This is a genomic window from Rhizobium sp. BK060, assembly GCF_014193145.1.
Lineage (GTDB): Bacteria > Pseudomonadota > Alphaproteobacteria > Rhizobiales > Rhizobiaceae > Rhizobium.
Window position 1 is genome coordinate 23858 of the sequence record NZ_JACHYW010000016.1, and the last position, 15882, is coordinate 39739.

Here is a 15882-nt window from a genome sequence, read left to right on the forward strand (position 1 = left end):
TTATGCAGCTGTCCCGGAACGCTGAACGCGCACCTTGTCGATGTTGCGGCCATCCGGCCTCGCGAGTGGGTTCGTCCGTCGCAGCCGACGCTTGATACCAGCGGATGAGGCCGGCGAGCGCCAAATTCAGGGAACGGAGAGCAAGAGGCCCGCAAGAATTCGCCCTTATCGCCGCTATATGACAGTATTTCCTGAAAGGGAGAAGAGGGCCGCCCGACCGCATGCCCGGGCGGAGCTTAAAAATGTCAGGCCGCCAGGATGGTGATGCCGTGGGCGTTGGCTGCGGCCTTCATGCGCTCCATCGTTTCCGCGGAAGGCGTCGCCTTCGGCGGTTCCTGCGAGCCGGCAGCTTCCAGGAATTCCGCCATCTCGCTGTCGACGATCGCCGAGAAGACGGCGGCTTCAGGACCGGGATTGGAATAGGCGTGCGGCTGGTTCGCCTCGATGCGGACAATGTTGCCTGCCGTGGCTTCGAATTCTTCCAGGCCGTTCTCCATCGCGCGGCGAATGGTCAGCCGGCCTTCAATGATCCGGAAGACTTCGGGGCTCGCATGGCGGTGCAGCGGCGTCCGGCTGCCCGGTGGCACGGTAATATCGAAGATGTTGAGCCAGGCTCCCTGCAGACGAGCCCGTCGCTCGATCCGATCGCCCAGCACGAAGAACACCTTCGCGCTCGCCTGGGCAGGCGCTTTCACAAATGAGTTGGACATCATGTCTCGCTTTTCTTTTTCTTGACGGCGAGCCCGTTAGACTTTTCCGAAGCCCTTGGCAACCCGCAGCCGCCGATCGTCGCTGTCGCGATTTGTCCCGGCGCATATGGGTTCTTACATTTGCCGCTTCAAGCGGCGGCACTCTCTTGGCCGACTTTCTGCGCCGCGAGAATGCGTTTGGCGACTTCCTCCCAGGCTTTCGCGTTGTCCTTGGCGATGGATCCGGCGATGGCTTCAGCGCTGCAATATTGCCCGGCGAGGCATCATCGAGAGCGTCGTTTTCCTTCTATGTCATAGGCGGGTATGAGGACAGTGGACAGACCCTTGTCCAGCGTCGCTGTTCCCAGCCGCTGCTTCAGCTTTGCCTCAAGCACATCAGCATCGTAGCTCGGATCGTTAAGGCCGAACGGATTGAAGACGTCGGAAAGAGAGGACTCCCGGATCGGCGTCTTCGTTTGCGTAAAGACCGAGCAGATCGGCCGGTGTGCAGGCTGCCTCGCCGGCTTTTGATGGCTGAGGGCAGGTCAGGCCGGCCGCAATGATGCCGCCGGTCGAGGTCCCCGTGATCAAGTTGAAGGCCTTATGCAGCGGCAGCCCGTCACGTTGCTTTGCCAGTTCCACCAAGATGACGGCTGGAATGATGCCGCGGATACCGCCGCCGTCGTCGGAAGAATAAAACGCGTTGCCATTTGCCCCTCCACACCGGTTTATCCGGTCATGGAGAGTATGAATTACAGCCATAATAATACTATAAACTGAAGCGCTCTTTTTGATTGAAGCCGGTTGTCGGGCTGGCGGTCAGAACTGCGTTATGACCCTGATCCCGACGCCTTCGGCTCGATCCAGCGTCATCAAGCCTGGAATTGCCTCCTCAAGTGTGATGCGCCGACCGATCAGCTTCTGCGGCGCGATCTTGCCGGTCGTGACCATCGACAGCATCGCATCGTAGCGCCAGGCCTGCATGCCATGACTGCCGTAAATCTCCAGCTCGTGACTGATCACTTGCGCCATCGGAATCTGCGGCGTCGCGTAGTCGTCGAGCATCAGGCCGACCTGCACGTGCCGCCCGCGCCGGCGAAGGTTCTTGATCGAGTTGAAGCAGGTGACCGGATGGCCGAGTGCGTCGATCGAGACATGAGCGCCACCCCTGGTGATCTCGCGCACCGCCTCCGCCACGTCGGCGACGCTGCTTGCGTTGATCGTCGCCACCGCGCCGCATTCGCGGGCGAAGGCAAGCTTCTCGTCGGAAAGGTCGATGCCGATCGCGTTGGCTCCGAGTGCCGTTGCAATCATGATCGCCGAAAGGCCGACACCGCCGCAGCCGTGCACGGCGATCCATTCGCCAGGGCCGGTGCGCGCGTGATCGACGACGGCGCGAAACGATGTCGCGAAGCGGCAGCCGAGGCTTGCCGCCGTCGCGTCGTCGATACTGTCAGGCAGATGCACGAGGTTGGTATCGGCATAGTCGATCGCCACGTATTCGGCGAACGACCCCCAATGCGTGAAGCCCGGCTGGAACTGGTTCGGGCACACCTGCTGGTTGCCAGAATGGCATTCGCTGCAATGACCGCAGCCGGAGACGAAGGGCACCGTCACCCGGTCGCCGACCTTGAAGCGCATGACGCCCTTTCCGGTCGCGACCACTTTGCCGGCCAGCTCATGGCCCGGCACATGCGGCAGCTTGATATCCGGATCGTGACCCATCCAGCCGTGCCAGTCGCTGCGGCAAAGCCCGGTCGCGCCGACGGCGATGACCACGCCATCCTCGCTGGGTGTCGGGTCGGGCAGGGTGCGTATTTCGGGAGCCTTCTCGAAGGCGTCGTAGAACATGGCTTTCATCGATTTTACTCCCTGTCAGTCGCAACGATTCCGGCACATGATGGCACGGCGCCGATGTCGCTTCCAATCGCGCCATCCATGATTTTCCGTGATACACCCATCGATCGCACTCACGGTCACGCGAACGAATATTACTCCGAGGCCAACGCATCCGCCATTTTCTTGCGTAGGATTCTCGGGCGCGGATTTCCGCTTGACCGGCTCTTCGCACGGGGATTTTGCTCTTCGAACTTTTCAAGGAGAATGCCCATGGCTGTCGATACATCGCCCCGTTCAAACACCTGGACCTACGCCGAGGGAGAGTGGCTTACCGGCAATCCGCCGCTGATCGGGCCGACCTCGCACGCCATGTGGCTGGCCTCGACGGTCTTCGATGGCGCCCGTTGGTTCGACGGCATCGCGCCGGACCTCGACCTGCACTGCCAGCGCGTCAACCGCTCGGCGGTCAACATGGGCCTGAAGCCGGTGAAAACGGCCGAGGAGATCGAGGCGCTCGCCTGGGAAGGGATCAAGAAGTTCGACGGCAAGACGCCGATCTACATCAAGCCGATGTATTGGGGCGAGCACGGCTCGGCCGGCAGCGTCGTCACGGTCGATGGTGATTCCACCCGTTTCGCGCTGTGCCTCTTCGAAGCCCCGCTCGGCAACCATGCGCCGAATTCGCTCACCGTTTCGCCCTATCGCCGTCCGTCGCCTGAAATGGCGATGACGGATGCCAAGGCCGGCTCGCTCTATCCGAACAGCGGCCGCGCCATCGCTGAAGCGAAAAGCCGCGGTTTCGACAACGCGCTGATGCGCGACATGAACGGCAACGTCGCCGAGACGGCGTCCTCCAACGTCTTCATGGTCAAGGACGGCATCGTCTCGACGCCGATCGCCAACCGCACCTTCCTTGCCGGCATCACCCGAGCCCGTGTTATCGGCCTCTTGCGCAAGGCGGGCTTCGAGGTGCGCGAAGTGACGCTCTCGGTCGAGGATTTCATGAATGCCGACGAGATCTTCACGACGGGCAACTATTCCAAGGTCGTCGGCATCAACCGCCTCGATGGCCGTGATTTCCAGGAAGGTCCGGTGACCCGCAAGGCGCTCGAGCTCTACATGAACTGGGCCTTCGGCCGCAGCGAAAGCGACAGCTAAGCCCAGCGCTTCTCACCTGAGTATAATGGCTGCGGCCATTCGGTCGGCCATTGGGAGGAAAGGCCGCCGCTGCCGATCGGCGGCCTTGCTGACGCGATGAGATCAATTTGCGCGAAGCGCTGGTAGAGACGGATCTGTCGCCGCTCCCAGTTCCGGTGAATTACCTGCTGATGTAGTGGCTATCCGGCCATGCTTCTCGGCCGCACCATCCACGCGCAGGCGGCCCCGGCGATCAGTAGCACGCAGGTTCCCAAAAACACGGCCCGCATGCCGATATGGCCACCGACGAAGCCGCCGAGCACGGGGCCGGCGACCTGGCCCACATATTGCGAGGAGACAGACAGGCCGAGAATGCTGCCCGCCGCACTGTCCGGCACGCTATGCCGGATGACCGCAGAAATGCAGGGCAGCAGCCCTCCGAGCGCTATCCCCATGAGGAAGCGCAGAATGATCAGCTGCCAGGAGTTCGTCACGAATGCCTGCGGGATCAGCAGCAGCCCGGCGACTGCAAGAGCACCCGCAATGACAGGCCAATGGCCGATCCGGTCCGCAAGCTTGCCGAGGCGCGAGGCCGACAGGATGCTGCCGAGTGCGGCCGCCGACATGACGATGCCTGCGATCATCGTCACCTTGCCCGGATCGTCCGCCAGCTGTGCAACATAGACGGTGATGATCGGCTCGATCGACATGTTGGCGAGCATCAGCAGCAGGCCCGTTGCGAGCATCGCGACCACGGGGCGCTTGTCTGATATCGAGGCCCAGCCGCCGCTCGCCTTCGCGGCCTGCTTGCGGGCAGGGGACTTCTCTTCCTTGATCAGGAAGGTGGTTGCGAGGAACGCCAGGAAGATCATTCCACCCGCGGCCAGGAACGTGCCGCGAATGCCGATCAGCGGCGGCAGCGCGCCGCCGATCAGCGGACCGACGAGGTTGCCCGCCATGATGCCGGAGGCGAGCATGCCGAGCGCCCAGGCGGAGCGATCCTTCGGCGTCTGCGTGGCGACTAGCACCATCGAGCCGGACGAGTAGCCGCCAGCGAGCCCAACGAACAGGCGCAGCGCCACCAGCTGCCAGACGTTGTCGGCCATTCCCATCAGCGAGATCGCAACCGTCATCCCGGCGCTGGCGCGCACCAGCATCAGCTTGCGTCCGTAGATATCGCCGAGCCGGCCCCAGAGAGGTGCCACGAAGGCCGCCGCCAGGAAGGTCGCGCCATAGGCGATGCCCGACCATTGCACGATCGCCGCGTGATCGCTAACCCCAAGCTCTTCGACGTAGAGCGGTAGGAACGGCAGCAGCAGCGTCATCGCGACGATCGTCGTGAAGGAGCCGAGCAGCGAAATGAGCAGATTGCGCTTCCAGTAGATCGAGCCGCTCTTGACGACGGCTGCGTCCCATTTTGTATCTGTCATTTCGTAGCCTTTGCATTGATCGTATAGGTCAGTTCAGCCGCGCCGGAGGCAAGGACATGCCCTTTGCGGCGGCAAGAAAATCGGCGCGGGTGAAGGCGCGGGAAGCATTAGCCGGTCGGTATCGAGCGCATAGACCGTTACCCCGCGGTGGATGCGCAGATCGTTCCAGGGTGGGCACGCGCCCATATAGCCTCCGTAAGGACCGTCCTTCAAGAAGGCTGCGAAGCCGTTCTGTCCGCGTCAGCCGTGCTCGGTCATTGTCAGCGGCAATCCGCCCTGTGGCAATCCGCTGCCATCGGCTCCTTCGCAGCTGCTTTCCGAGCAAGGGTTGCGCAAAACGGCTTCACCTGATATAAACTGATTGCATATTGCAATCGGAATTAAAGAAAAGGGACCGGTGCAATGGCAGGTGATGGCTCACGACGCGAGCGGGTCGTTCGCAGCCTCTACGAAGCCTATATCGACGGGCGCAAGGATGACGCGGGCACGATGCTGACGGAGGACTTCACCTTCTGCAGCCCGCGTGACGATCACATCGATCGCATCGCGTATTTCAACCGTTGCTGGCCCGAACCACCGCCGTTTCGCGCCATGGAGATCGAGTATCTCAAGATCGTGGATGACGAGGTGGTCGTCCGATACAGGGCCGAAAAGCATGACGGCGGAGCGTTCCGCAACATGGAAGTCCTGCGCTTCAGGGGCGACCGGATCGCCTCGGTGGACGTCTATTTCGGCCGCAATGTCTAGAACATTTCTGCAACCAGTTCTTCCAAATACCTCTGATGTCCGGAAGGTGACGCAAAGCGGTCATTTGGCCGCGGACCGGCGGCGTCAGCTACGACCGCGGGCCGACGCGCCTCGTCAGGCCGAAGTTCCCGCCTTTGCTCTCATAACGATCGAGCGGCCGTTCTCTAATCCGCGCAGGTTCTGAGACTTATTCGTTGATTTCCGGCTCAACGAGCCTTGCCAGATTACGGAGCGATTCCTGCCAACCGAGATAGCAAGCCTCTGGGGGTATCTCGTCCGGGACGCCCGCTTGGACGACATTGAGTTCAGTTCCCACCGAGACTTTCTTCAATGTCACGGTGACCTCCATTTCACCAGGCAAGTTGGGGTCGTCGAATTTGTCCGTGTAACGAAGCTTCTCGCCCGGCACCAGTTCGAGATAGTTGCCGCCAAAAGAATGGCTTCCTCCGGTCGTGAAGTTCCGGAAGGACATTCTATGCGTTCCGCCGACCGATGGCTCCAAATGATGTACCGTGCAGACAAACCCATTTGGCGGAAGCCATTTGGCCAGCGCATCCGCCTCCAGGAATGCGCGATAGACTTTCTCGGGACTGGCAGCCAGGACCCGGTGAAGGTGTATCGTGTTCGGCATGATGATCCTCCTTTGGATAGAACACTGAGAGTGCTCCTAGGACGAACCAGGTTTTGTCAATCCGACAATGAGATTGAAATATCCGGTCTCAGCCTATGTCGATCATTCTGCTGTTTCCAGCTGGACCACGCAATGTGTTCCCCATCCTTGCCAAAGCCGGGCTATCCGATCCATTTCCATGTCATCCCGATATATGCGTGGGTTGAGGAGCTTTTCTGGAGCGACGATCGCTACCGGCTGCTCGAAACCTTTGCGGACGGACCGGGCGAGACGCCCACCGATGGGGCGGAAATGACGCTGTTCGTCTGGCGCGAGTTTTGTGAACGAAGAGAGCCGCCGCCAATCAAAGGCCCTTCGGTGGATGAGGCCATCAATCTCTTAAGCCGTGCTATCCAACTTTCGCAAGGTTGGATGTCCGCGACCAGCGATCCGACAGATCGCGACGCGCCTTGGGCCTAAGACTGATCGCCTATTTCGCCTTCTTGACTACCGCGGTAGGGGGCGCAACGAGTGCGAATTCCTTCATTTCATCGGGCGAAAGATAATAGAGCCTGTCGGGCGGCGTCTCCATGGCGTGGATCCAGAGGTCGGGCTTGATTCCCATATGGTCGAGATGGTGGGTGACATCAGCCGTGGTGCGCTGCACCTCCGACATGGCGCGTTCGGCCGAAAGCCTTTCTCCGGTGCCATTGAAGACCTGATGCACGCCGATAATGGCATCCTTCTCCGCCGTGCGCACGACACCGCCCGCCATAACGATCGGACAGGAGGAGACACAAAGCGCCCCCTCGGCGACGGTAGTCGCGATCTTGCGTTCGCGGATGAGCGTGGAGATGGCGATCGCGTCGCCGATCGATCCGCCCGGCGAGTCGAGCGAGACTGTTTTGACATACTCGCCACGGGCCTTGATCTCGGCGTCGAAACGTGTGGCCGCGCCCGGTTCGATCGTGCCTTGTGCGAGCAGTACGCCGCCCGCCTGCAACTCGAAGCGGATCGGCTTTTTCAGTAACTCAGGGTCGGTCGTCATCTCAACCGGGGCGGCCTGTGGCTTGCCTTCGGTGAGCGCCGGTGGAAGTATGGGCAAGGCGCCCGGTATCATAGGGTCGTAGGCAGGCATGTTGGCGTTGGTGGAGCCGATTTCATGCCAGTCGACGACAACGAAGATTGCGGCCGTCGCGAGCAGGGTGTGGAACGCATGTCGCATCAGCGTGCCGTCATCGGCGGAGAGCAGATAATCCTTCAGCCTTTGCCCCGCCGTTTCCAGTCTCATGCCGGCGGCCCTTTGCGGGGTCCCTTGCCGGAAAGATCGAAGCTCGCAATGTTCGACTGATCGGCCGCTTCGGTGCGCTCCGCTGCATCCATGGCGGCTTCGATGTCAACGCCGTGCCGCCGGACCTCGCGTTGTACCTCCAGCGCTTGCAGGAGTTCGGCCGCAGTGATGCGTTCGGCGAAGGGCAGGCGCTGTTCCTGACGGCGGAGCGTCGAATGAACGATCGACAGCATGAAGATCAGCACCGCCGGCAGGATGTCGATCGAGATGGCGCCGGCCCAGCTCGGGATGAAATCACCGGCATAGCGCAGCACGGCTTCGGCAGAGGAGAGCGGCACGAACCGCCGCTCGGCCACCGGCTTGCGCTCGAGGATCTGGTCGGCCGCCTGCGACAGGACCTTGGATTGCGCTGCGACCGAGGATCGGATCGTCTCCATGACCTGGTCCTGCCTTGTGGCTAGATCCGCCTGGCGTCCATCCGCCACCGGCGCGATGAAGCCGAGCGACAGGTCTTCCGCCGCGCGCTTGACCGAGGGCGCGATCGAGGTCTGCTCTAGCGAGGTGATCACACCGGAGAGCCCAACGACCTCGGCCGAGAATTGATCGGCGCGCGGGTTGATCGCACCCGGCGCGGAAACCAGCGTGCGCATGGTCTCGAGATGCTTTCTACCCTCGTCGAACAGCGTCGTCACGCGCTCGCGCGAGGCGTTGATGCCGTTTTCCAGCTCGGTCAGCTGCGAGGCCATCTGCGACAGAAGCTGGACGACGCTGCCGGCCCCGGTCGTTCCGGTCAGCGCGCCCGTCTCCCGCTCCTGGTCGGCAAGGCGCTGGAAACGTTCCTGCGTGCGCTGGATGTCGGGAAGCAGGCTCTGTGCGGCGAGCGCATTCTGGTGTGCCTGATCGAGGTCAGCCGTGTAGTCCTCGAGCGTTTCCGCGAGATGCTGCTCGAGTGCGGCCGAACCGGCGAGCGCCGCCGCGTTCAGCCAGCTCGACATGGCGATGATCATCGCGCAGCCGAGCGCCATGACCCCAAGCATTGCCGCGCGTCCGGCTGTCCCGGTCACATGCGGATAGAAGCGGGCCATGTAGGTCCAGAAGGCGTAGATCGCCACCGAAACGGCGCTGGAATAGATGAGGGCTGCGAAGAATACAGCGGTTGCCGATCCGTCGAGGATGCTTCGCACGCCGAGATATGTGTAGACGCCGGAGGCGAGCGCCAGGATCGCGAACGCGAAACGGGTCATGGTCTCGACAGCTTCGACGCCGTCCTGCAAGCGATGCGATGTGCCGAGCGCCATGGTCCCCTCCGGGCTAGTCCCTTAAGAAACCACTACAATACAGGCAAAAGCAAGGCTTGGCACCGGGCAGGCCGACGGCGCCAAACCTGATCTCGTTCGGCCGCTTATTCGGCCGGCGCACTGTGGGTCGCTTCGGCTTCGAAAGCCGCCCCACCGGTCACGCGCAGCGACTTTTCGGAGATGTCTATCATCGGCGAGAAGCTGGCGGCCGGCATGCGGGCCTCGTCGCGTTCATCGGGGTCAGCCGCCCGTGACGCGCCGCCCACCCGTTCGCTGCGTGCGACGTCAAGCTGGCCGGTCAGGATGGCGCGCTCGGCGCGAAGCTGCCGGATTTCGGACTTGGCGATCTCCAGGCTGGTGCGTAGCTGACCGATTTCGTAGCGATCGGAATCCATGCGCGTGTCGATATCGCGACGCAGCGCATCGGCATCCCGGTCGCGGCGCACGCGCAGGCTCTCGGCTTCACGCAGCTTCCGCGTCAGCTCGTTGGTCTGCGTGGCGAGTTCGCGGCGGGCTGCTTCGCTCTCGGCGCCGCTCGTGCGCGCCCGCTGCAGTTCCACGGCAAGGCGCTCCGAGCGGGAGAGGGAGGTGGCGAGTTCCGATTTGATGCGCTTGAGATCAGCGCGTGCCGCCTGCAGGTCCTCGTCCGTCATCTTGTTGCGGCCATTCGCGGTGATGAGGAGCTTCTCGACGAGTTCGGCCTTGGAGCCGATCGCTTCGTGCTTCGTCGTCAGGCGCGCGATCTCCAGCGCCGAGGATGCCTGCAGGGCTCATGCTCGACCTCGAGCCGCTTGTGCCGTTCCTCGAAGAAGGAGAGGTCCTGTTTCAGGTTGGCAACGGCCATCTGCAGGTTGCGCACCTGCGCTTCCTGCTCGGTGAGGCTGGGACTTCAGATGGCTGCGTTCCTCGTTGAGGCGGGCCATCTGGCGTGTCTGGATGCCGTTCTCGCGACGCGAGTTTCGATCAGCAGCTGGTGCGCCGTCGCCTCGTTGTCGAGTTTCTCACGCGTGGCCGAGAGTTCGCGGCTGCGCTGGTCGAGCTCCGTCTGGGCGCGTTTCAGCAGCGTCGAGGCCTCGTCGAACTGGATGGCACGATCCGTCAGCTCACGTTCGGCGTCGAGCAGCCGGTTTTCGATGATCGTGAATTCCTCGCGGGTGACCTGATGAATGCCTTGACGTTTCGTCAGCTCATCGCGGAATGCTTCGATTTCGGAGCGAAGCTGCGTGTTGTCGGCGCGAAAATCCTTGTTTTCGGCGGTCAGGCGAACGTTGTCCTGGTCCGCCTTCCGGCGCGCGTTGCTTTCACAATCGAGAAGCGAGCTGATGCGCGCGCATTCGGCGCGGAGCGCACCGGCCTCATTCAGCGACTGGCTGTGCGTACCGAGCAGCGAGGAAACGCGCTCCTGCAGCGATGAGAGGCTTGACAGCAGGTCTTCCGACGTCCGCTGGTTTTCCTCCAGCGCCGAGCCGAAGGCGGCGAAGTCGTTGACGTCAGGGATGGCGTAGCGCAACGGCTCTTCGGTCGCTGGACACTGATCGGTTATCGATGCGGGTCGGTATCCCGCGGGCAACAGGTTTGACGGGCGAACCTGTGTCGTTTGCGCAACAGCGACTGACCACCTTATTCCTCGGGCAGAATCCGGATGTCATCAGCTTCCAGTTCGCTGCCCAGCTCTACCTCTTTCGTCTGTTTGTCGTAGACGCAGAAATAGCTGACGAAGCCGTTCGCACCCTTCGGCTTGCCGGTCACCAGAGCGATGCCAAAGTGTTCGCTGCCGAACGGATCAACGACGGCATGCGGAAACTCGATCGAGGCGCGCGCCGCCTGCTTGCACTTGCCTTCGACCTCGGTCGCGAACTCCTGCCAGGCATCGCCCGAGGAGGCGCGAGCCGCTCCCGCTGCAGCGATCACGATGGCAAGTGTGCAAAAGCGGATTTTATTCCTCTGCATATGAAAAGCCTCGTCTTCCTGCTGTTGTGAAAGACGCCCATGATCAGCGATTTAGGGCTGGAAAGCCAAGTCCTTGGTGGAGGCAATTTTTCCTCTCCGGCCGTCTTTTTTGATATTTCGCCGGTTGCCTCTCCATGCTTGCGCTCCTATGTTCCGCCTCACCTGCCGATTACGCAAACTATTGCCAAAGGAGACCCGCAATGGCTTTTGAATTGCCCGAACTTCCCTATGACTACGAAGCGCTTCAGCCCTTCATGTCGAAGGAAACCCTGGAATTCCATCATGACAAGCACCACAAGGCCTATGTCGACAACGGCAACAAGCTCGCGGCTGAGGCAGGTCTTTCCGATCTCTCCCTCGAAGAGGTCGTGAAGAAGTCGTTCGGCACCATTGCCGGCCTCTTCAACAATGCTGCCCAGCATTACAACCACGTCCACTTCTGGAAGTGGATGAAGAAGGGCGGCGGCGGCAACAAGCTGCCGAGCAAGCTCGAAGCTGCGATCAATTCCGATCTCGGCGGCTACGACAAGTTCAAGGCTGATTTCATCGCTGCCGGCACGACGCAGTTCGGCTCCGGCTGGGCATGGGTTTCCATCAAGAACGGCAAGCTCGAAATCTCCAAGACCCCGAACGGTGAAAACCCGCTCGTGCACGGCGCAACCCCGATCCTCGGCGTCGACGTATGGGAACACTCCTATTACATCGACTACCGCAACGCGCGTCCGAAGTACCTCGAAGCCTTCGTCGACAGCCTGATCAACTGGGATTACGTCCTGGAGCGCTACGAAGCCGCCGCCAAGTAAGCAGTTCGCAAGAACAAGATGTCGGCACCCGGCGTCTCGAAACGCCGGGTGTTTTCGTTCCGACGACCGTCACAAACCTGTCATGCCGCATGCCTAAAGCGCTGCCATGACATCCTTTTCCGATCTCCCCATTCTCCGCTTCGGCGTCGTCGCAGATCCGCAATACGCAGCGAGGGCGCCGCATCTTGGGATGAACCGCCACTATGCCAGGAGCCTCGCCAGGCTGTCGGAGGCGATCGAGGTTTTCAATGGGGAGGATCTGAGTTTCGTTATCACGCTCGGCGACATCATCGACCGCGATTTCAAGAGCTTCGACGACATCCTCCCGATCTACGATAGCCTGAAGCACCAGAATTTCTTCCTGCTCGGCAATCACGATTTTTCCGTCGTAGCCGATCGGTTGGCCGATGTCGCCAGCCGGGTCGGCCTGGCGTCGCCCTATTACAGCTTCATCAGGCAGGGCTGGCGGTTCATTGTTCTGAACGGCAACGAGGTGAGCACCTTTGCGCCGCCGCTTGGGCATCCGTATCGGGAGATAGCCGCCCAGCGGCTCGCAGCGCTCAGGGGTGCCGGCGCCATCAACGCGCAGGACTGGAATGCCATGCCGAGCGACGAGCAGTTCGCCTGGCTTTCCGAGCAGATCAAGGACGCCGGCGCCGCAGGCGAGCGCGTCATCGTCATGAACCATTACCCGGTCTATTGGACGCGGTAGCTGTCGACCATCGGGAAGCCGTAGATATAGGCTTCCTTGGCAATCGCGCGTGCCTCAGCGTTTCGTGAGTTGCATGGCTGCTGCTCCCATTGCCTCGATCTAAGACCCGTTGATCTACAAATCCGCGGGGCAGCCTTGAGCAAAAGTCGGCTAGCCGGAAGAACGTTACAGTAACATTGGCTGTAAATGGCCAACCGGCCCACAACGGGAGAATCCAATCGCTCTTTCAAGCCCCTAACGTCTCGGAAGTTCCTTGAACTTTATCAGGTGACGTCCATTTCCCTTCGATCGAAACTCATCGAAGCGTGTTTCGGCTCTTGAAGATCGCGACCTACAACGTCAACGGCGTGAACGGACGCCTGGAACTCCTTCTTCGCTGGCTGAAGGAGGATAAGCCTGACGTCGTTTGCCTGCAGGAGCTGAAAACCGAGGATGCCCGGTTTCCACGCGGGGCACTCGAGCGGGCCGGTTACGGCGCGATCTGGCACGGACAGAAGAGCTGGAACGGCGTCGCGATCCTTTCGAAGGGCTCGACGCCGATCCTGACGCGGCGCGGTCTTCCCGGCGATCCCGATGACACGCACAGCCGCTACATCGAGGCGGCCATCGACGGTATCCTCATTGGATGCCTCTATCTTCCGAACGGAAATCCTGCACCCGGGCCGAGATTCGACTACAAGCTCCGCTGGTTCCGACGGCTCCATGAATATGCCGCCGAACTGCACGAGCTCGACATTCCTGCTCTCCTCGCCGGCGATTTCAACGTGATGCCGACGGATATGGACGTCTACAAGCCGGAGCGATGGCTGGATGACGCCCTCTTCCGGCCGGAAGTCCGCAAAGCCTATGCCGACCTCGTCGCACAGGGCTGGACCGACGCCATAAGACATCTGCATCCGAACGAGCGCATCTATACCTTCTGGAAGTACTGGCGAAACTCGTTCGAGCGCGACGCCGGTCTTCGGATCGATCACTTACTGCTCAGCCCGACGGTTGCCCCGTGGCTGAGGTCGGCGAGCGTGCGCAGAAAGCCGAGGAGTTGGGAACACACAAGCGACCACGCTCCCGTGATGATCGAACTCGAGATCCCTCTATCAGAGAATAACGAATGAATACGAGCGATGAATCCGGAAGGAGCGGAAGCTGGATGCCGACCTCGATGCTATGTCGCGCAATGTATTGATCGCGGAAGTGAAGCGCTTTCGCGGCGCGAATCAGAGAACACCGGGATGCCACAGGTCACAACCTTTGCTGGCACCATTCGCAACTCTGGGACATGCTGCCGGAAAAGCTCAATCCTGACATTGCTGTCCCGCCTTGGCCGAAGTTGCTGCGAGGTTGCGTCCGCTATCGCGAAAGTTTGGATCGGCAGAGGCCCGACGCGCCGGTCTGGACGAAGAGTTTGAAGCCTGAGTGCGACGAAGCACACGCCGATAGGATTCTCGTTCTCCGCTAGAGGCAAGGAGTTGCTGTAGGTTCGCCCGTCTAGGCCGCCGTGACCATCGGCAACTCCTTCCGCTCCATCGCGTCGCGCTTCGGCGGCGTGCCGAACATTCGCGAATATTCGCGGCTGAACTGCGAGGCGCTTTCATAGCCGACCTGATAGGCAGCAGTTGCAACGCTGGCGCCGTCCGACACCATCAGCCGCCGTGCTTCCAACAGTCGCATGTTCTTCTGGTACTGCAGCGGCGTCATTGCCGTCATCTGCTTGAAATGCTGGTGGAAGGAGGAGGGGCTCATGTGTGCGACGGATGCAAGCTGCTCGATGCGCACCGGCGCGGCGAAGTTTTCGCGCAGCAGGTGGATGGCATCGGTCATGCGCCTGATATGGCTGCCGGGCAGCGCAAGCTTGCTGACCTGGCCCGCATTCGGCCCCGTCAGCAACCAGTAGCAGATCTCCCGCATGATCGCCGGATAGAGCACAGGAATTGCCTTCGGCGTTTCGGCAAGGCGCACGAGCCTCAGTACGCAGTCGGCCAGCACCCCGTCGAAATTCTGCACGAAAACACCGGCTGCGCCGTCGCCAACCGGGCGCGGCGGCTGCTCCATCGCCGCCATCACCTCGCGCATGATCGTCACATCGAAATCGATGTTCAGGCCGATATACGGTGCTTCCTTGCTGGCCTTGGTGATCTGTCCGAGGGCGGGCACCTCGAAGGTGACGATGAGCGACTGCATCTCGCCGTATTCGAAGACCCGGTCGCCGACCATGATCTCCTTCGCACCCTGGACGACGACGCAGATCGTCGGCCGGTAGATCATGTGGTTCGGCATGACAGGATGGGTGACGCGCGACACAGAAAGCGCCGGGAGCGGGGTCTCGAAGCGCCCATCGGCGTCACCGGCAGTTCTGTCGATGTAGGTCTGGATTGCTAGCTTCAGAGTATCCAACATTGCCAGGGTCTCCTCGGTCATTCCTCGGCGGCAACTGAAGATATGCGCCGTGCCGCCTAGTCCGCAAGAAGCTTGGAGGATTAGGCAAGAAATTCGAGAGTTTCGGCATTCAACAACAGCCCCTGGCAGGCGTACCGTAAGGGCATCAACTCCAGCAAAGGAAGAGATCATGCCGAACGAAACGCAAGCAAATTCAGTATCCAAGGTTGCCGTCGTCACTGGCGGCAGCCGTGGGCTTGGCCGCAACACGGCGATCAACCTCGCCCGTCGTGGTGTCAACGTCATCTTTACCTACCGAGCAAATCGGGCAGAAGCGGAGGCCGCTGTTCTGGAAATCAAGGCGCTCGGTACCGAGGTCATCGCTCTGCAATTGGACACCGGTCGCGTCCCAGACTTCGAGGCCTTCGTGGGCAAGGCGAAGGATGCCTTGCAAGGTCTTGGACGGTCTCAGTTCGACTACCTCGTCAATAATGCCGGCAACAGCTATCACGCAGCGATTGCCGAAACGACGGAAGAGGCCTTCGACGAGCTCGTCAATGTGCACCTGAAGGGCGTCTACTTCCTGACACAGAAGCTCTTGCCGCTGATGGCGGATGGCGGCCGCATCATCAACGTCTCGAGCGGCCTTGCTCGCTTCGCTGTGCCTGGTATCTCCGCCTATGCGTCGATGAAGGGGGCGGTTGAGGTCTTCACCCGTTACCTCGCCAAAGAACTCGGCCCGCGCGGCATCACGGCCAATACCGTTGCTCCCGGCGCGATTGCCACCGACTTCAGCGGTGGCATGGTGCGCGACAATCCGACCTATAACAAGATGGTCGCCGATGCGACGGCGCTCGGACGTGCCGGCGTGCCCGACGATGTCGGCCCGATGATTGCCTCGCTGCTTTCCGACGACAACCGCTGGGTTAACGGGCAGCGCATCGAAGTTTCCGGTGGCACATACCTCTGATCTACATCAAGGAGCTAGAGCGGGATGCCGAAA

At 61.2% G+C, this 15882-nt stretch carries 17 protein-coding genes and 4 pseudogenes; 8 read left to right on the forward strand and 13 right to left on the reverse strand.

From position 1 onward, the window contains the following. Positions 1 to 245 precede the first annotated feature (245 nt). The 3 genes from FHT71_RS18250 to FHT71_RS18260 form a co-directional block, all read right to left on the reverse strand. Positions 246 to 713, reverse strand: coding sequence for a cupin domain-containing protein (locus FHT71_RS18250; RefSeq protein ID WP_037081872.1), 468 nt, complete (start codon positions 711 to 713; stop codon positions 246 to 248). 393 nt (positions 714 to 1106) lie between these two features. Next, entirely contained in the window at positions 1107 to 1451 is a 345-nt protein-coding gene (locus FHT71_RS18255; protein ID WP_183721298.1) for a patatin-like phospholipase family protein, read from the reverse strand. 57 nt (positions 1452 to 1508) lie between these two features. Next, on the reverse strand, positions 1509 to 2549 hold the full coding sequence (locus tag FHT71_RS18260) for a zinc-dependent alcohol dehydrogenase family protein (RefSeq protein WP_132592160.1): 1041 nt from the start codon (positions 2547 to 2549) through the stop codon (positions 1509 to 1511). Positions 2550 to 2798: 249 nt separating this feature from the next. Here FHT71_RS18260 and FHT71_RS18265 point away from each other — a divergent pair, with 249 nt between their 5' ends. Further along, positions 2799 to 3686, forward strand: a complete 888-nt coding sequence (locus FHT71_RS18265; protein WP_132592158.1) for a branched-chain amino acid aminotransferase — start codon at positions 2799 to 2801, stop codon at positions 3684 to 3686. Between the two features lie 179 nt (positions 3687 to 3865). Here the strand turns inward: FHT71_RS18265 and FHT71_RS18270 are convergent, their stop codons facing one another. After that, the gene (locus FHT71_RS18270; RefSeq protein WP_132592156.1) at positions 3866 to 5095 is read right to left on the reverse strand and encodes a multidrug efflux MFS transporter; all 1230 of its coding nucleotides are present in this window, start codon (positions 5093 to 5095) and stop codon (positions 3866 to 3868) included. Further along, positions 5092 to 5401: pseudogene (locus tag FHT71_RS18275) on the reverse strand (YbhB/YbcL family Raf kinase inhibitor-like protein); the annotation flags it as partial. The gene FHT71_RS18270 and the pseudogene FHT71_RS18275, both read right to left, overlap by 4 nt. A 96-nt stretch (positions 5402 to 5497) precedes the next feature. Here FHT71_RS18275 and FHT71_RS18280 point away from each other — a divergent pair. Beyond that, entirely contained in the window at positions 5498 to 5842 is a 345-nt protein-coding gene (locus tag FHT71_RS18280) for a nuclear transport factor 2 family protein (protein WP_132592154.1), read from the forward strand. 187 nt (positions 5843 to 6029) lie between these two features. Here FHT71_RS18280 and FHT71_RS18285 read toward each other — a convergent pair whose 3' ends face one another. Then, a complete protein-coding gene (locus tag FHT71_RS18285; protein WP_132592152.1) occupies positions 6030 to 6473 on the reverse strand; it encodes an SRPBCC family protein in 444 nt (147 codons plus the stop codon). A gap of 156 nt (positions 6474 to 6629) precedes the next feature. Between FHT71_RS18285 and FHT71_RS18290 the strand changes: the two are divergent. Further along, positions 6630 to 6932 (forward strand): annotated as a pseudogene (locus tag FHT71_RS18290) (HIT family protein); the annotation flags it as partial. A 10-nt stretch (positions 6933 to 6942) separates the two neighbouring features. Here the strand turns inward: FHT71_RS18290 and FHT71_RS18295 are convergent. From FHT71_RS18295 to FHT71_RS18310, 6 genes are all read right to left on the reverse strand, one after another. Next, positions 6943 to 7743: an ATP-dependent Clp protease proteolytic subunit gene (locus FHT71_RS18295; RefSeq protein WP_132592150.1), complete on the reverse strand. Its 801-nt coding sequence runs from the start codon at positions 7741 to 7743 to the stop codon at positions 6943 to 6945. Beyond that, positions 7740 to 9041 (reverse strand): hypothetical protein, encoded by a 1302-nt coding sequence (locus tag FHT71_RS18300; protein WP_132592148.1) that lies wholly within the window; start codon positions 9039 to 9041, stop codon positions 7740 to 7742. The genes FHT71_RS18295 and FHT71_RS18300 overlap by 4 nt, the downstream gene beginning before the upstream one ends. Before the next feature lie 104 nt (positions 9042 to 9145). Continuing rightward, positions 9146 to 9694, reverse strand: a complete 549-nt coding sequence (locus FHT71_RS31755) for a hypothetical protein (RefSeq protein ID WP_246699422.1) — start codon at positions 9692 to 9694, stop codon at positions 9146 to 9148. 77 nt (positions 9695 to 9771) lie between these two features. After that, complete coding sequence (locus tag FHT71_RS32170; protein ID WP_281040979.1) at positions 9772 to 9900, reverse strand: hypothetical protein; 129 nt, start codon at positions 9898 to 9900, stop codon at positions 9772 to 9774. A gap of 30 nt (positions 9901 to 9930) precedes the next feature. Beyond that, entirely contained in the window at positions 9931 to 10551 is a 621-nt protein-coding gene (locus tag FHT71_RS31760; RefSeq protein WP_245505507.1) for a hypothetical protein, read from the reverse strand. 110 nt (positions 10552 to 10661) lie between these two features. Beyond that, entirely contained in the window at positions 10662 to 10991 is a 330-nt protein-coding gene (locus FHT71_RS18310; protein WP_007791840.1) for a hypothetical protein, read from the reverse strand. Between the two features lie 200 nt (positions 10992 to 11191). On the opposite strand from FHT71_RS18310, the gene FHT71_RS18315 reads away from it, so the two are divergent. From FHT71_RS18315 to FHT71_RS31765, 4 genes and pseudogenes are all read left to right on the forward strand, one after another. Next, positions 11192 to 11794, forward strand: coding sequence for a superoxide dismutase (locus FHT71_RS18315; protein ID WP_183721301.1), 603 nt, complete (start codon positions 11192 to 11194; stop codon positions 11792 to 11794). A gap of 106 nt (positions 11795 to 11900) precedes the next feature. Then, a pseudogene (locus tag FHT71_RS18320) lies at positions 11901 to 12494 on the forward strand (metallophosphoesterase); the annotation flags it as partial. A gap of 329 nt (positions 12495 to 12823) precedes the next feature. Further along, entirely contained in the window at positions 12824 to 13618 is a 795-nt protein-coding gene (xth, locus tag FHT71_RS18325; protein ID WP_132592186.1) for an exodeoxyribonuclease III, read from the forward strand. Positions 13619 to 13649: 31 nt separating this feature from the next. Next, positions 13650 to 13962 (forward strand): annotated as a pseudogene (locus FHT71_RS31765) (hypothetical protein). A 29-nt stretch (positions 13963 to 13991) separates the two neighbouring features. Here FHT71_RS31765 and FHT71_RS18330 read toward each other — a convergent pair. After that, positions 13992 to 14900 (reverse strand): AraC family transcriptional regulator, encoded by a 909-nt coding sequence (locus FHT71_RS18330; protein WP_132592144.1) that lies wholly within the window; start codon positions 14898 to 14900, stop codon positions 13992 to 13994. A gap of 169 nt (positions 14901 to 15069) precedes the next feature. On the opposite strand from FHT71_RS18330, the gene FHT71_RS18335 reads away from it, so the two are divergent. Beyond that, positions 15070 to 15849: an SDR family oxidoreductase gene (locus FHT71_RS18335; protein ID WP_132592142.1), complete on the forward strand. Its 780-nt coding sequence runs from the start codon at positions 15070 to 15072 to the stop codon at positions 15847 to 15849. Positions 15850 to 15882: the final 33 nt, after the last annotated feature.

What these genes read in the sequence shown, in the direction of transcription:
- FHT71_RS18260 (WP_132592160.1), bottom strand. Translation starts at nt 2,549, where the DNA reads ATGAAAGCCATGTTCTACGACGCCTTCGAGAAGGCTCCCGAAATACGC.
- FHT71_RS18255 (WP_183721298.1), bottom strand. Translation starts at nt 1,451, where the DNA reads ATGGCTGTAATTCATACTCTCCATGACCGGATAAACCGGTGTGGAGGG.
- FHT71_RS18250 (WP_037081872.1), bottom strand. Translation starts at nt 713, where the DNA reads ATGATGTCCAACTCATTTGTGAAAGCGCCTGCCCAGGCGAGCGCGAAG.
- FHT71_RS18330 (WP_132592144.1), bottom strand. Translation starts at nt 14,900, where the DNA reads ATGTTGGATACTCTGAAGCTAGCAATCCAGACCTACATCGACAGAACT.
- FHT71_RS18280 (WP_132592154.1), top strand. Translation starts at nt 5,498, where the DNA reads ATGGCAGGTGATGGCTCACGACGCGAGCGGGTCGTTCGCAGCCTCTAC.
- FHT71_RS18300 (WP_132592148.1), bottom strand. Translation starts at nt 9,041, where the DNA reads ATGGCGCTCGGCACATCGCATCGCTTGCAGGACGGCGTCGAAGCTGTC.
- FHT71_RS18270 (WP_132592156.1), bottom strand. Translation starts at nt 5,095, where the DNA reads ATGACAGATACAAAATGGGACGCAGCCGTCGTCAAGAGCGGCTCGATC.
- FHT71_RS18265 (WP_132592158.1), top strand. Translation starts at nt 2,799, where the DNA reads ATGGCTGTCGATACATCGCCCCGTTCAAACACCTGGACCTACGCCGAG.
- FHT71_RS18310 (WP_007791840.1), bottom strand. Translation starts at nt 10,991, where the DNA reads ATGCAGAGGAATAAAATCCGCTTTTGCACACTTGCCATCGTGATCGCT.
- FHT71_RS31755 (WP_246699422.1), bottom strand. Translation starts at nt 9,694, where the DNA reads ATGACGGACGAGGACCTGCAGGCGGCACGCGCTGATCTCAAGCGCATC.
- FHT71_RS18285 (WP_132592152.1), bottom strand. Translation starts at nt 6,473, where the DNA reads ATGCCGAACACGATACACCTTCACCGGGTCCTGGCTGCCAGTCCCGAG.
- FHT71_RS18315 (WP_183721301.1), top strand. Translation starts at nt 11,192, where the DNA reads ATGGCTTTTGAATTGCCCGAACTTCCCTATGACTACGAAGCGCTTCAG.
- FHT71_RS18295 (WP_132592150.1), bottom strand. Translation starts at nt 7,743, where the DNA reads ATGAGACTGGAAACGGCGGGGCAAAGGCTGAAGGATTATCTGCTCTCC.
- FHT71_RS18335 (WP_132592142.1), top strand. Translation starts at nt 15,070, where the DNA reads ATGCCGAACGAAACGCAAGCAAATTCAGTATCCAAGGTTGCCGTCGTC.